We start from the raw sequence: 13,951 nt of genomic DNA on the forward strand, positions 1-13,951 counted from the left end.
TGTTTGATAAAATTTTATTTTTTTATTATCTCCACATAAAAAGGCAATCACAACATCGTGTGATTGCCTTTTATTTAAAAACGAAAGTCCGCTTTTCTTTATGTCCAGCTCTGCCTCCTAGCCCCTTCTGTCTAAGAACCTTCCCCACTAGAAGATAAAATGCATCTTCTGTGGGAAAGAACCTTAGCCTTCGGGACTAAACAGTCGGCTCCGCTTTTCTTTATTGTCCAGCTCCAGCGGCTAGAATACTCGGTGGCTTCGCGCCTTCCTCCGAGGCAAAGTACGCCTCTCTGTCAGGAGCTCCATCCCCCTCCTATTCTAAACGAGCCGCTTCCGCTTTTCTTAATTACATTTTTTCTGGTGCAGATACTCCTACGATTGCTAATGCATTTTGAAGTGTAGTGCGTACTGCTTTCATTAACTCGTAACGAGCTTTACTTAATTCTAAATTATCTTGGTTTAATACTTTTTCTGCATTGTAGAAGCTGTGTAATGTTGCTGCTAATTCAAATGCATAGTTTGTAATACGGTGTGGTAGACGTTTTTGTGCTGCATCCGCAACTACCGCTGGGAATTCACCAAGTTTTTTCAGTAACTCTACTTCTTTTTCAGAAGTAACAAGTTTGTAGTTAACGTCTCCGCCTGTAGCTAATCCTAATTCTTCACCTTGGCGAAGGATGCTGCATACGCGAGCGTGAGCGTATTGTGCATAGTATACTGGGTTTTCATTAGATTTTGATACAGCTAAGTCCATATCGAAGTCTAAATGAGAGTCACCGCTACGCATTGCGAAGAAGTAACGCATTGCGTCCACGCCTACTTCTTCCATAAGCTCACGAAGTGTAACTGCTTTACCCGTACGCTTACTCATCTTCATTTTTTCACCATTTTGGTATAGTTGTACCATTTGGATGATTTCTACTTCAAGCGTGTCTTTATCGTAACCAAGTGCTTGAATAGCAGCTTTCATACGTGGGATATACCCGTGATGGTCAGCACCCCAAATGTTAATTAACTTATCGAAACCACGCTCTAATTTATCACGATGATACGCGATATCTGGCGTTAAGTATGTGTAAGAACCGTCATTTTTAATTAATACACGGTTTTTATCGTCACCGTAAGTCATTGAACGGAACCAAGTTGCACCGTCTTCTTCAAAGATCTCGTCGCGCTCTTTTAATACAGCAAGTGCTTGATCAATTTTCCCGTTTTTGTATAATGATGTTTCTGAGAACCATACATCAAATTTAACGCGGAAGCTTTCTAAGTCTTTTTGAAGTTTTGCTAATTCATATTTTAAACCGTACTCACGGTAGAATTCATAGCTTTCTTTTTCATCAGCTTTCGCATAACGATCACCGAATTCTTCTGCTAAACGTTTACCAATTCCAATGATATCCGCACCATGGTATCCGTCTTCTGGCATTTCTTTTTCTAAGCCTAAAGCTTGCATGTAACGAGCTTCAACAGAAAGAGCTAAGTTATGAATTTGGTTACCAGCGTCATTAATGTAGTACTCACGAGATACATCGTATCCTGCTTTTGCTAATAGGTTACATAAAGTGTCACCTACTGCCGCACCTCGTGCATGTCCTAAGTGAAGGTCACCTGTTGGATTCGCAGATACGAACTCAACTTGTACTTTTTCACCTTTACCAGTATTCGTTTCACCGTAAGCTTCACCAGCGTTTACGATTGTTGGAATTAAATCTGTTAAGTAGCTATTATCCATATAGAAGTTAATAAAACCAGGACCAGCGATTTCGATTTTTTCAATAGAAGCTTTTGCTTTATCGAAGTTTGCAACTAGTTCTTCTGCAATCATACGAGGTGCTTTTTTCGCAACGCGTGCAAGTTGCATTGCCATATTTGTAGAGAAGTCACCATTTGTTTTATCTTTTGGAGATTCTAATACAACGTTTGGAATTTGTTCTTCTGTCGCTAATTCTGCCTTTAATACAGCAGCCTGAATTTCTTCTTTAATCAATCCTTTTACCTGTTCTAAGGAATTCATTATTTTGCCTCCTTCAAATTAATTGTAATAATATATCTGCCAGCTTCTTGTTCACTTAGAAGCAATGCGTACGTTAAGAAGAGTTGTCCTTTTTTCTTTTCATCCGACCATTTAAAAAGAACGTTATCAGTCTTTGTTTGCAATGCAAACGTACCAAGTTCACTCGTATACGTACCAGTTGTCCATTCACCTTTCACATGCGTCTGACGCATAGAAACAGCACCTGAACGCATAATAAGAACTTGTTCATCTTGAATTTTAATAATTGTTTTCACTTCGCCTTGTTCGTTCGGCTCCTGGAATGTTACATATGTACCTTGACCTTTTACATAGTATTGACCATTTGCTTCAAAAGCAACGGTTTCCTTCCTCGCCCCTTCACGGATTTCTGTTACGAAATGAACGTGTACCGGCAAGCCTGCAAGTTGTTTCTCCACGTCTTGCACACCTTTCAAATGTTATAGATATTAAATACTACTTATAATAAATCACTTTTCCTATCATATCAAAAAAAGACTCTGTCTGTCTGCTGAAAAATCAGGAAAACTCCATTTCAAAAAATAATTCACTTCTACTTTATTTCATATGATAAAATATTTTTTAAATCTAAATATTCTTTCAATTAAAGAGGTGAATGTAGTGATACCAACAAAGTTAAAAAAGGGTGCTGAAATACGAGTGATTTCACCATCGTGTAGTTTAAGTATTGTTTCAAATGAAAATAGAAATCTTGCTATAAAAAGATTAACTGACATGGGCTTTCAAGTTACATTCTCAAAATATGCTGATGAGATAGATCGATTTGCTTCCTCCTCTATTTCTTCCCGCATTCAAGACCTCCATGAAGCATTTCGAGACTCTAATGTAAAAGCTATTTTGACTACACTTGGCGGATACAACTCAAATGGTTTATTGAAACATCTCGATTATGATTTAATTCGTGAAAACCCGAAATTTTTCTGTGGTTATTCTGATATTACTGCCTTAAATAATGCAATTTACGCAAAAACAGGGCTTGTTACATATTCAGGACCCCATTTCTCTTCGTTTGGAATGGAGAAAGGGCTCGGATATACAACCGATTACTTTTTAAAGTGCTTAACTTCTAATGAGCCTATTGAAGTCCTTCCATCTGAAACATGGAGCGATGATTCTTGGTATATAGATCAGGAAAATCGAGAATTTATTAAAAATGAAGGATATGTTTCAATTCAAGAAGGAGAAGCTACGGGAGATATTATCGGTGGCAATATGAGCACATTTAACTTACTGCAAGGTACACCATATATGCCAAATTTAAAGGAGAAAATTTTATTTATTGAAGAAGATAGTTTAACTGGAACATCTACTCTTAAAACTTTTGATCGTTATTTACATTCCCTTATGCAGCAGCAAGGTTTTGAATACATAAAGGGAATCGTTATAGGAAAGATGCAAAAAGGTGCAGAATGTACGATAGAAGACATTCAAGAAATGATTGCTTCAAAACCTGAACTTGCACATATCCCTATCATTGCAAACGCAAGTTTCGGGCATACAACCCCGATTTTCACTTTTCCAATTGGTGGACATGCAAAAATTATTTCTCACAAAGAGAAGACATCTATCACTATTTTAACGTACTAAAAAAGGAGCGAATGAGTCGCTCCTTTTATGGTTTTTCTATTTTTTCCAACGCTTTTTGCGGAATGGATTCTTTCGGGATTTCAGCCCATCCTTTTCCTTGCATACCTTTTGCATAAATTTTTATAAACGCCCCCGTATGCAATTCACGGTTCATCATTCTTTTAATAACTTGTAACTTTCCATCTTCTGTATACCCTTTAAAAGTATACAAGTATTCTCCGTCTTTTTTCTCACCTTTATCTATAACCGCATAATAATCTTGTATTTCTTTATTTGAAAAGAAGTTGTCTACAAAAGCATGTACACCTTCTGTTTTTGTGTTCAAATAATACGCTGTTCCACCTAGAATAATGGCGAATACAGCTAAAACTTTAATTACCAATTTCATACATGAACCTCCTGTTTGCACTTCTTTCTCGCTAGTATTATATCTATACTTGTATTATACGGAAAAGAGCATACTATACTCTATCTAAAAGTCTTACACTTTCCTTACATTATTGTAAGGGATTTTTTCTTACAACCAGTTCCCAAGAAAAAATTTTTCCGTTTCATACACTTTTATATTATTATTGAATGATACGAATTTTTATTACAAAAATCAAAGGAGACAGTTTTCAAATGGCTATCTTGCAAGGTTTAGCACTATTACTTGTTGTACTTTGTCTATTTACACTTTTCAGTTACCGTGCGCCTTACGGAATGAAGGCGATGGGCGCTTTAGCTAATGCAGCAATTGCAAGTTTTCTTATTGAAGCATTTCACCGTTATATAGGTGGAGAAATGTTTCATAATGACTTTTTACAATCAGTAGGAAAAGCTTCCGGTAGTATGAGCGGTGTCGCAGCAGCGATTTTAGTCGCATTAGCAATCGGTGTTTCCCCCGTATATGCTGTTTTAATTGGTATCGCTACTAGTGGATTTGGTATTTTACCAGGATTTTTCGCTGGATACGTTTGTGCCTTCGTCGTGAAATTTCTCGAAAAGAAATTACCAGCTGGTGTGGAATTTTTAGCAATCCTATTTATCGCTGCACCAATCTCACGCGGAATGGCAATGCTTATGGATCCGCTCGTTAACGCCACACTTGGTAAAATAGGTTCTATGATTTCAGTTGCAACTACAGAAAGTCCTATCATTATGGGTATTATGCTTGGTGGATTAATAACAGTTATTTCTACCTCTCCACTGAGTTCTATGGCACTAACTGCAATGCTTGGATTAACAGGTTTACCAATGGCAATTGGTAGTCTGGCTGTAGCAGCTTCAGCCCCAATGAACTTTATTTTCTTTAAACGCTTAAAAATTTGTTCAAAGAAAGATACAATTGCTGTAGCAATCGAGCCTTTAACACAAGCCGATGTTGTTTCAGCAAATCCGATTCCAATTTATGCGACAAACTTCGTTGGCGGTGCACTTGCTGGTATTATTACCTCTCTGTTCCAGCTCGTTAATAATGCACCAGGAACAGCATCACCAATCCCAGGACTTCTTGTCTTATTCGGATTTAATGACGTTGTAAAAGTAACAATTGCTGCTATATTATGTGGGATCGTTACCACTATTGTCGGATACATCGGATCTATTGTGTTCCATAAATATCCGATCCGCTCTGCTGATGAAATTCGCGGAGTTACTTCGGAAGAGAAGGTTGCATAAGAAAAAGAGCTATTCCCATCGTTTAGGAATAGCTCTTTTTTGTGTCGCGTAACAGTAAATAAAATTATATCGGCGATTTTTTTAATATATCGACTTACCGACACATAACGAAAAAATAAGAGCCCTCTAATCATATAGAGGGCTTTTATTTTATCTAGCTGCAGTGGCTAGAATGATCGGTTGCTTCGCTTCTTCCTTCGAGGCAAAAAGAGCCTCTACGTCTGAAGCTCCATCCCCCTCACATTCTGAGCGAGCCGCTTCCGCTTTTATTTCTATCCAGTTACGCCTCCTAGACCCTTGCGTCTAAGAACCTTCCCTGCCAAAAGGTAAAAAGCACCTTTTGCAGGAAAGAACCTTAGTCACCGGGTCTAAACAGTCGGCTTCACTTTTATTTTACCCAACCGAGCAGCATTTCCCGCACGAATTTGCTTGCTGCGACTGGTGTTTGATCACTATGGTCGTAGACTGGAGCTACTTCTACCAAGTCTGCTCCAACTACATTTATATTTGAATTTGCAATTGCTACGATGGAATCTAATAATTCTTTAGATGTGATACCGCCAGCTTCTAACGTTCCTGTTCCTGGAGCGTGAGCTGGGTCTAATACATCAATGTCGATTGTGACATAGACTGGGCGGCCAGCAAGTTTCGGTAATACTTCTTTTAACGGTTCTAATACGTCAAATTTGTATAAGTTCATACCTACTTCTTTCGCCCATTCAAATTCTTCCTTCATTCCAGAACGAATTCCGAAAGAATATACGTTTTCCGGACCAATTAAATCACACACTTTACGAATTGGTGTAGAGTGGGATAAAGGCTCCCCTTCATACGATTCACGTAAATCAGTATGAGCATCCATGTGGATGATTGCTAAATCCGGATATTTTTTTGCCATTGCCTTAAAAATTGGCCAAGACACTAGGTGCTCACCGCCGAGACCTAGTGGAAACTTATCGGCATCTAAAAGTTTTGATACATACTCTTCAATCATGTCTAAGCTGCGTTGTGCGTTTCCGAATGGTAATGGGATATCACCCGCATCAAAATATTTTACCTCTTCTAGTTCACGATCTAAATACGGGCTATATTCTTCAAGACCGATTGATACTTCACGAATACGTGCAGGGCCAAAACGAGATCCCGGACGGTAACTTACTGTCCAATCCATAGGCATCCCATAAATAACTACCTTTGACTCTTCAAAACTTGGATGACTTTTAATAAATACTTTACCTGAATAAGCTTCATCAAAACGCATATTCTTTTCCTCCTTATGTGGAACTTAAGGTATCCCAACCTTTCACTATTTCTCAAATTTGGAGCGAATTGCTCCTCTTTCTCGATTTACCGGGTCTTCTTTTTAACAACAAGAAGACGATTTTCTCTACAGAAGTGTAAGTAGCTAGCATGTTCAAGTCTTCTGGACAAACACCTTAAATGAGCTACTTACACTTTATTTGTTTGATACAATTCTCTTACTTAATTAAATCGCCAACAAATTTCGGTAATGCGAATGCTGCATTGTGTAATTCTTTTGTGTAGTATTTCGTTTCGATTTCGTGGAAACGCTCTTCACTTACTTCTAATGGATCATGTTTTTTAGATCCAATTGTGAACGTCCAAAGACCACTTGGGTAAGTTGGAATGTTTGCTGTGTATAAACGAGTGATTGGGAAGATCTCTTTTACGTCTTTAAACACAGTTGTAATTAACTCTGGTGTGAACCAAGGGTTGTCCGTTTGTGCAACGAAAATACCATCTTCTTTTAACGCTTTTGAAATTCCAGCGTAGAAGCCTTTTGTAAATAGGTTTACTGCTGGTCCTACTGGCTCAGTAGAATCTACCATAATTACATCGTATTCATTTTCGCTTTCTGCGATATGTAGGAAACCGTCTCCTACTTTTACTTCTACACGCTCATTATCTAATGCGCCTGCAATTGATGGTAAGTATTGTTTAGAGTACTCAATTACTTTTCCATCGATTTCAACAAGAGTTGCTTTCTTTACACTTGGGTGTTTTAACACTTCACGAATAACACCACCATCACCGCCACCAACAACTAATACGTTTTCAGGGTTTGGATGTGTAAATAAAGGTACGTGCGCTACCATTTCGTGATAAACGAACTCGTCCTTTTCTGTTGTCATAACCATGCCATCTAAAATAAGCATGTTTCCGAACTCTTCCGTTTCAACCATATCAAGTTTTTGGAATTCTGTTTGCTCCGTATGTAATGTGCGGTTAATACGCGCCGTAATCCCAAAATGTTTTGTTTGTTTTTCAGTGAACCATAGTTCCATCGTACAATCACGCCTTTCAATGCAAATTTATAATAGGGACATCATTAATGTCCCCTAACAAAAATAAAACAAAACATCCAAAATGTATAGTTAAAAGTACAAAAATACCGAAAATATATTTTAGTCAGAGGGTTCTAACATATGTGCGGAAAGGGTTTGCACCGTAAAAGGAAAGAAAACCCTTTCTTAAGAAAGGGCTTTTGTCTCTATTTCTACTGGTTTACGAATTGGAATTAGGATCATAATACAACCAACTAACACCACAATTCCACCTACTAAAAACGGACTTTGTGGTGAAACAGTATGACCGATAATTCCTGATAAAATCGGAGCAATCGCACCACCTAACCAACGAACAAAGTTATAAACACCTGACGTAACAGATCTTTCATAAGGTGAAATATCCATTACATAACTTGTGTATAATGCATTGTTTAAGCCAGACGCCAATCCTGATAAAACGATAAGAGTAATTTGTAACCACATAATTTTCACAAAGAATAGTGCAATTAAGAAAATCGCAAATACGAGTAAACTACCCTTCAATAATGTTTTTGGTTCATATTTCCCTTCTAGCTTATGTGCTAAAATTGCAGAACCGTAAGCTAACGCGAGTCCCCATCCGCAAAATACAAAGCCTAATTGAATAGCTGATAAATGCATAATAAGTGGTGAATATGCTAACACGACAAAAAATCCGTAGTAGTATAGCATCCCTGAAATGGCACCTTGCATAAATGGTTTATACTTCACCAGGTTAAGTAATTCCCCTACGCCAGCAGCCTTACGCTTCACTTTTCGTTCTGGTTCTTTTACAAAAAAGAATACTAAAATAAATGCTAAGAAAATTAAAATACTCGTCGCGAAAAACGGATAACGCCAAGAATGACCACCTAATATCCCGCCTAATAACGGTCCGCCAGCCATACCTAAGCCGATAGCTGCTTCGTATAATCCTACTGCTTCATGAACTTCTTTACTTAATGCAATCAATAAAGTCATCGCCGTCGCGAAGAACATCGCATTCCCTAATCCCCATCCAGCGCGGAAAAGAGATAATTGAGCAATCGTTTGTGACATACCACATATAAACGCAAATACAGTCACAATCGCAAGACCGATTGTCATCATCCGTTTATCACCAAATCTCGATGCAAATATACCAGCTGGTAACATCATAATTGCCATCGTTAAAATATAAGCGGTAAATAACATTTCAACTTGCCAATGCGATGCACCAATTTTCTCTGCAATAATCGGCAAAATTGGGTCGACTACTCCTATACCCGAAAAGGCAAGGAAGGTAGCCACCACTGTAATCAATCTCCCTAGTTTTTGTTTGCTCTCCATTTTGATTACTCTCCTTTTGTGCTCTCTAAAAATGTTACTGCACGATGTAAACTATCTTCTAGTTCTGCCTTTACACGTTGCATTTGCTCCATTTTTTCGTCTAACGTTTGCACTTGTTTTTCAAGCATATCTTTAATTTCTTGAATCACTTCACGATCACGAGGATTTTCGCTATTTCTTCTTTGCTCCATTCTTTCTTTTAGTGATAAGAAATGCTGCATTTCTTGAAGTGTGATTCCTAGCACTTCTTTCGCTTCTACAATTCTTTTAATTCTGGCAATATCCTCATCCGTATACAGACGGATATTTCCCTCACTACGTTCTGGGGGATGAATTAAACCAATTTCCTCATAATAACGAAGTGTACGTTTTGTTAAACCGACTTGCTTTGTTACTTCATCAATTTTATACATGTTTATTCCTCCCTTCACTTGATTATTACATTTTACGTTAACGTTAACTTTTCTGCAACTGTTAGACTTTTGTAAATGTTTGTCATATTCAATTGTATTTTCCCTAAAGCAGTTTCATAATAAAAGAAAAGAGATAATAAGGAGAATTTCACATGAGTAAACCACTTATTTTCGCTCACCGCGGAGTAAAAGGAACACATCCCGAAAATACGATGATTGCCTTCCAAGAAGCAGAACGCATTGGTGCTCACGGAATTGAACTCGATGTCCACTTATCAAAAGATGGTGAACTTGTCGTAATTCACGATGAAACCGTCGATCGTACAACAAATGGCGTTGGACTTGTTTCTGAAAAAACGGTAGAGGAACTACAATTATTGGACGCTGGTAGCTATAAAGACCCTTCTTTCCATGAAGCAAAAATCCCAACGTTGCGTGAGGTTTTCATTTGGCTTTCCACAACGAACTTACAACTAAATATTGAATTAAAGACAGATGTTATTCATTACCCAAATATTGAGGAAAAAGCTGTTGCACTTGTGCGTGAATATCATCTTTCTAATCAAATTGTATTTTCATCATTTAACCATGACTCTGTTTCATTATTAGCAGAAATTGCTCCTGAAATCCCAAGAGCAATTTTATATGATACACCACTTACTGATCCAATTTCCGAAGCAAAACATAGAGAAGCAAGTGGATTACATCCAAACTTCCAGTTATTAACGAAAGAATTTGTGCAGTTAGCACAAGAGCAAGGATATGTTTTCCGTCCATATACAATTAACGAATACAAAGATTTACAAACTATGATTGATTATGGTGTAGATGTCATCATTACCGATTGGCCAGCACGTGCCTTTGAGCTCCTTTCTTAATGGAAGGAGCTTTTTATTTTCGAAATTTCATTGTTTAAAATAAACGAAAACCCTCAATACTAATACAATAACGCTTGTATTAATGAGGGGCTGAAAAAAGATGGATCAAACTATGAATCCAAAACTTAAAAAATATAAACGTCTTTTCTTCACCGCAATGTTTTCGTGCGTCCTTTTCTTCGTTTTTTCTTTTTTTGTTATTATTATAGTTGCAAAAATTATGGGACCTCCTCCTGTTGCGGTCCCGCAAACAAGCGTCTTTTACGCAAACGATGATACTGTTATTGGACAAAGTAACGAAATTCAAAAACGTTACAATGTCTCTCTTAATGAAATTTCACCTTATGTAAAAGAAGCGACCCTTTCTATTGAAGATCAAAGATTTTATAAACATCACGGCTTCGATGTGAAACGGATTGCAGGTGCAATTGTTGCTGATTTAAAAGCGATGGCAAAGGTACAAGGAGCTAGTACAATTACACAACAATACGCGCGTAATCTGTATTTAGATCATGATAAAACGTGGAAACGAAAATTATTAGAGGCAATGTACACTATCCGCCTTGAAGTAAACTATAATAAAAATCATATTTTAGAAGGATATTTAAATACAATTTATTACGGACATGGCGCTTATGGCATCGAAGCTGCGTCCCGTCTATATTTCGATAAAACGGCAAAAGAGTTAACATTAGCAGAAGCTAGTATGCTGGCAGGTATCCCGAAAGGGCCAAGTGTCTATTCTCCCTTTTTGAAAGAGGATCGCGCTAAAGGACGACAAGCTCTCATATTAGATGAAATGGTGAAGCAAGGATATATTACGAAGCAACAAGCAACCTTAGCGAAGAAAGAGACACTAACTTTTGCCTCATTAGATACGAAAAAAGTAGCAGAGGTCGCACCATATTTCCAAGATGCTGTACAAGCTTCGCTTCTTCGTGATGTTGGATTAGACGAACAAGCTTTACAACGAGGTGGCTTACGAATTTATACAACGCTAGACCCTAAACTACAAGCTGTAGCAGAACAAGCTGTAAAAGATCATATACCTGACACAACAAACATACAAACTGCTCTCGTCTCTATGAATCCAACGACAGGTGAAGTGGCTGCTCTTGTTGGTGGAACTGATTATAATATGAGTCAATTTAACAGGGCTACACAAGCCGTTCGTCAGCCTGGTTCTACATTTAAGCCATTTCTATATTATGCGGCATTAGAACGAGGATTCACGCCTGCTACGCGCTTAAAAAGCGAATATACTGTATTCACCCTAGGTGACGGCGTTTCAAAGTATAAACCGAAGAACTATAAAGATTATTATGCAGATGATTTCGTAACGATGGCACAAGCTCTCGCAGTCTCTGATAACATTTATGCTGTGAAAACGAATTTGTTTTTAGGAGATGACACGCTAGCAAAAACAGCGAAACAATTTGGAATTAAAAGTGCATTAAAAGATGTGCCTTCTCTAGCTCTCGGTACATCACCAGTAAAACCAATTGAAATGGTTAACGCTTATAGCATGTTCGCAAACGGTGGAAAAGAAGTAAAACCTACTTTCATTCGCCGCATTATGGATCATGAAGGAAATATATTATACGATGCTCATTTAGAGAGTAAACAAGTTCTCGACAAGAGCAAAGCATTTGTAATGGAAGAAATGATGACTGGTATGTTTAATAAGAAACTAAGCAGTTATGCTGCTGTAACTGGCCAATCGATGTTATCAAAATTATCAAGAACATATGCCGGCAAATCTGGTTCTACTGAAACGGATAGTTGGATGATCGGATTTACTCCGCAAATCGTAACAGGTGTATGGGTCGGATATGATCAACCTAAATCTATTTCAAACGTAGCAGAACAGGGGTATGCGAAGAAAATATGGACTGATACGATGGAGAAGGGCTTAGATGGACAGCCTAAAAAAGAATTTAAACAACCAAGTGACGTCGTAGCGGTTAATATCAATCCAGAGAACGGTAAAATTGCTACAAAAAATTGTCCTATTTCTGTGAAAATGTATTTCGCTAAAGGTACCGAACCGACTGAATATTGTATGGATCACGTCGATGATAAAGAAGAATTTGAAAAAACAACTGAAGAAAAGAAAAAAACAAGTTGGTGGAAAAAATATCTTCCTTGGTAAAAAAAATAGCTGACGGGCATCCGTCAGCTATTTTTTATTCACTTAATAATGCACGGCGCAATTCTTCACTAGATTCGTTCCAAATCGCTTCATTATGTTCTTTCAAGAACGTACCAAGTACCTTTTTAGATGATTCATCCATATGGTCAACCATAATGTGACGCTTCAATGATTTATCCATTTTATTTACGTGTTCTGGAAGTGATTTATATCCGCGGCGAATCTCACGGTCAACTGTCATTTCACAAGCTGTTACACCTGCGTAATACGCACCTGTCGCAGTTCTTTCAATTGTTACCCAAACAAGCCAAAATGGTTTTCCATTTGGAACTTCATCTTTATTTGTTAAAAACTTAATACCTTTTTCTACTGTACTACGCGCATGCATTGCACCGATATCAACGAATGCAGTCTTCTCTAGTACATCAACAAATACAGGTGAAATGTTTTCTAAGCTTAATGCTCCAACACCAAACCCACCATGTCCATCTGTTGAATCATTTTTCACGATATTAAAACCGATTTTTTTCTTTTTCTCTGTCATATGTAAAATCCTCCTCACTTAAAAATTATAAAAGGCCAAAAATAGGCGCAATGATGCTGTCTAAAAATACAAACACATGCGGAATAACTACCTGGAAAATAGGTTGAATTGTGTAATTACTAAGCGGTGTAATAACGAGAATTAATAACGCAATTGCCCCGTATTTTTCATACTGTGTCATTTTCGCGCGAATATTTGCTGGCGCTAAATCTTCCACAACTCGATATCCATCAAGTGGCGGGATCGGTAATAAGTTAAATACAAGTAAAACGATATTCAGCATAATAAAAATCTGGAAAAATTGAGCTAACGTATCTGCCACTGCAGATGGAATTGAGTATAATACACCAAATTTTAATAAGCTATACCAAATAATTAAACCAATTGCACTCAAAATTAAGTTACTAATCGGCCCTGCAATTGAAACTAATATACCTGCCAGACGCGGTCTTTTAAAGTTATATGGATTAACAGGAACTGGTCTTGCCCAACCGAATCCAAGAATTAATACTGCAATCAAACCGATAGGGTCTAAATGGGCCATCGGTGATAACGTTAAACGCCCTTGTCTCTTTGCTGTATCGTCCCCAAATTTATATGCAACATATGCATGTGCAAATTCATGAACGGATAGTGCAATAATAATTGCCATTGCTACTAACGGAATTTCGTGCAATGGATATCTAAATAACTGATCCATACTTCATCTCCTCTTCCATATGTCAAAAAAAGAAATTATTTGTTTTTTCGATTGTTCTTCCCCATAATCCGCTATAATAAGAGTGTAACTTACATAAAAGGAGCGATTGTACATGCCATACGTAACAGTGAAAATGCTAGAAGGACGCACAGAAGAACAAAAGAAAGCTCTTGCTGAGAAAGTAACAGCAGCAGTAAGCGAAACAACTGGTGCTCCTGAAGAAAACATCGTTGTTTTCATCGAAGAAATGTCTAAAAACCATTATGCAGTTGGCGGAAAACGCTTAAGCGACAAATAATTTCAAGT

14 protein-coding genes are annotated in these 13,951 nt (G+C 37.6%); 5 read left to right on the top strand and 9 right to left on the bottom strand.

The features are described 5' to 3' along the window. Positions 1 to 346: 346 nt before the first annotated feature. Together argS and ACX9TM_RS27085 are read right to left on the bottom strand one after the other, a co-directional pair. On the bottom strand, positions 347 to 2,017 hold the full coding sequence (gene argS / locus ACX9TM_RS27080; RefSeq protein WP_001086454.1) for an arginine--tRNA ligase: 1,671 nt from the start codon (positions 2,015 to 2,017) through the stop codon (positions 347 to 349). Then, a complete protein-coding gene (locus ACX9TM_RS27085) occupies positions 2,017 to 2,454 on the bottom strand; it encodes a YwiB family protein (protein ID WP_065381844.1) in 438 nt (145 codons plus the stop codon). The genes argS and ACX9TM_RS27085 overlap by 1 nt, the downstream gene beginning before the upstream one ends. A 202-nt stretch (positions 2,455 to 2,656) precedes the next feature. Between ACX9TM_RS27085 and ACX9TM_RS27090 the strand changes: the two genes are divergently transcribed. Further along, on the top strand, positions 2,657 to 3,643 hold the full coding sequence (locus ACX9TM_RS27090) for a S66 family peptidase (RefSeq protein ID WP_016125760.1): 987 nt from the start codon (positions 2,657 to 2,659) through the stop codon (positions 3,641 to 3,643). A 25-nt stretch (positions 3,644 to 3,668) separates the two neighbouring features. Here the strand turns inward: ACX9TM_RS27090 and ACX9TM_RS27095 are convergent, their stop codons facing one another. Then, positions 3,669 to 4,031, bottom strand: coding sequence for a YxeA family protein (locus ACX9TM_RS27095; RefSeq protein ID WP_000779921.1), 363 nt, complete (start codon positions 4,029 to 4,031; stop codon positions 3,669 to 3,671). Between the two features lie 233 nt (positions 4,032 to 4,264). Here ACX9TM_RS27095 and ACX9TM_RS27100 point away from each other — a divergent pair, with 233 nt between their 5' ends. Continuing rightward, entirely contained in the window at positions 4,265 to 5,302 is a 1,038-nt protein-coding gene (locus ACX9TM_RS27100; protein WP_016125761.1) for a PTS sugar transporter subunit IIC, read from the top strand. 388 nt (positions 5,303 to 5,690) lie between these two features. Here ACX9TM_RS27100 and speB read toward each other — a convergent pair whose 3' ends face one another. From speB to ACX9TM_RS27120, 4 genes are all read right to left on the bottom strand, one after another. Continuing rightward, positions 5,691 to 6,563, bottom strand: coding sequence for an agmatinase (gene speB, locus ACX9TM_RS27105; RefSeq protein WP_001209831.1), 873 nt, complete (start codon positions 6,561 to 6,563; stop codon positions 5,691 to 5,693). A 217-nt stretch (positions 6,564 to 6,780) separates the two neighbouring features. Next, entirely contained in the window at positions 6,781 to 7,608 is an 828-nt protein-coding gene (speE, locus tag ACX9TM_RS27110) for a polyamine aminopropyltransferase (RefSeq protein WP_000424696.1), read from the bottom strand. 186 nt (positions 7,609 to 7,794) lie between these two features. Beyond that, entirely contained in the window at positions 7,795 to 8,958 is a 1,164-nt protein-coding gene (locus tag ACX9TM_RS27115; RefSeq protein WP_000444228.1) for an MFS transporter, read from the bottom strand. A 5-nt stretch (positions 8,959 to 8,963) separates the two neighbouring features. Then, complete coding sequence (locus tag ACX9TM_RS27120) at positions 8,964 to 9,371, bottom strand: MerR family transcriptional regulator (RefSeq protein WP_000276560.1); 408 nt, start codon at positions 9,369 to 9,371, stop codon at positions 8,964 to 8,966. A 152-nt stretch (positions 9,372 to 9,523) separates the two neighbouring features. On the opposite strand from ACX9TM_RS27120, the gene ACX9TM_RS27125 reads away from it, so the two are divergent. Together ACX9TM_RS27125 and ACX9TM_RS27130 are read left to right on the top strand one after the other, a co-directional pair. After that, positions 9,524 to 10,249, top strand: coding sequence for a glycerophosphodiester phosphodiesterase (locus ACX9TM_RS27125; RefSeq protein ID WP_000042779.1), 726 nt, complete (start codon positions 9,524 to 9,526; stop codon positions 10,247 to 10,249). Between the two features lie 100 nt (positions 10,250 to 10,349). Then, positions 10,350 to 12,401 carry a transglycosylase domain-containing protein gene (locus ACX9TM_RS27130; RefSeq protein WP_000372958.1) on the top strand — a complete coding sequence of 684 codons (2,052 nt, stop codon included), beginning with the start codon at positions 10,350 to 10,352 and terminating at the stop codon, positions 12,399 to 12,401. 34 nt (positions 12,402 to 12,435) lie between these two features. Here the strand turns inward: ACX9TM_RS27130 and ACX9TM_RS27135 are convergent, their stop codons facing one another. After that, entirely contained in the window at positions 12,436 to 12,945 is a 510-nt protein-coding gene (locus tag ACX9TM_RS27135) for a YwhD family protein (protein WP_000136678.1), read from the bottom strand. A 25-nt stretch (positions 12,946 to 12,970) separates the two neighbouring features. After that, positions 12,971 to 13,645 carry a site-2 protease family protein gene (locus ACX9TM_RS27140; RefSeq protein WP_000372445.1) on the bottom strand — a complete coding sequence of 225 codons (675 nt, stop codon included), beginning with the start codon at positions 13,643 to 13,645 and terminating at the stop codon, positions 12,971 to 12,973. A 112-nt stretch (positions 13,646 to 13,757) separates the two neighbouring features. Between ACX9TM_RS27140 and thmT the strand changes: the two genes are divergently transcribed. Then, positions 13,758 to 13,943 (top strand): 2-hydroxymuconate tautomerase, encoded by a 186-nt coding sequence (gene thmT, locus ACX9TM_RS27145; RefSeq protein ID WP_001147171.1) that lies wholly within the window; start codon positions 13,758 to 13,760, stop codon positions 13,941 to 13,943. Positions 13,944 to 13,951 lie beyond the last annotated feature (8 nt).

It is taken from the genome of Bacillus sp. LH1, assembly GCF_057924895.1.

What these genes read in the sequence shown, in the direction of transcription:
- argS (WP_001086454.1), bottom strand. Translation starts at nt 2,017, where the DNA reads ATGAATTCCTTAGAACAGGTAAAAGGATTGATTAAAGAAGAAATTCAG.
- ACX9TM_RS27095 (WP_000779921.1), bottom strand. Translation starts at nt 4,031, where the DNA reads ATGAAATTGGTAATTAAAGTTTTAGCTGTATTCGCCATTATTCTAGGT.
- ACX9TM_RS27100 (WP_016125761.1), top strand. Translation starts at nt 4,265, where the DNA reads ATGGCTATCTTGCAAGGTTTAGCACTATTACTTGTTGTACTTTGTCTA.
- speB (WP_001209831.1), bottom strand. Translation starts at nt 6,563, where the DNA reads ATGCGTTTTGATGAAGCTTATTCAGGTAAAGTATTTATTAAAAGTCAT.
- speE (WP_000424696.1), bottom strand. Translation starts at nt 7,608, where the DNA reads ATGGAACTATGGTTCACTGAAAAACAAACAAAACATTTTGGGATTACG.
- ACX9TM_RS27115 (WP_000444228.1), bottom strand. Translation starts at nt 8,958, where the DNA reads ATGGAGAGCAAACAAAAACTAGGGAGATTGATTACAGTGGTGGCTACC.
- ACX9TM_RS27120 (WP_000276560.1), bottom strand. Translation starts at nt 9,371, where the DNA reads ATGTATAAAATTGATGAAGTAACAAAGCAAGTCGGTTTAACAAAACGT.
- ACX9TM_RS27125 (WP_000042779.1), top strand. Translation starts at nt 9,524, where the DNA reads ATGAGTAAACCACTTATTTTCGCTCACCGCGGAGTAAAAGGAACACAT.
- ACX9TM_RS27130 (WP_000372958.1), top strand. Translation starts at nt 10,350, where the DNA reads ATGGATCAAACTATGAATCCAAAACTTAAAAAATATAAACGTCTTTTC.
- ACX9TM_RS27135 (WP_000136678.1), bottom strand. Translation starts at nt 12,945, where the DNA reads ATGACAGAGAAAAAGAAAAAAATCGGTTTTAATATCGTGAAAAATGAT.
- ACX9TM_RS27140 (WP_000372445.1), bottom strand. Translation starts at nt 13,645, where the DNA reads ATGGATCAGTTATTTAGATATCCATTGCACGAAATTCCGTTAGTAGCA.
- thmT (WP_001147171.1), top strand. Translation starts at nt 13,758, where the DNA reads ATGCCATACGTAACAGTGAAAATGCTAGAAGGACGCACAGAAGAACAA.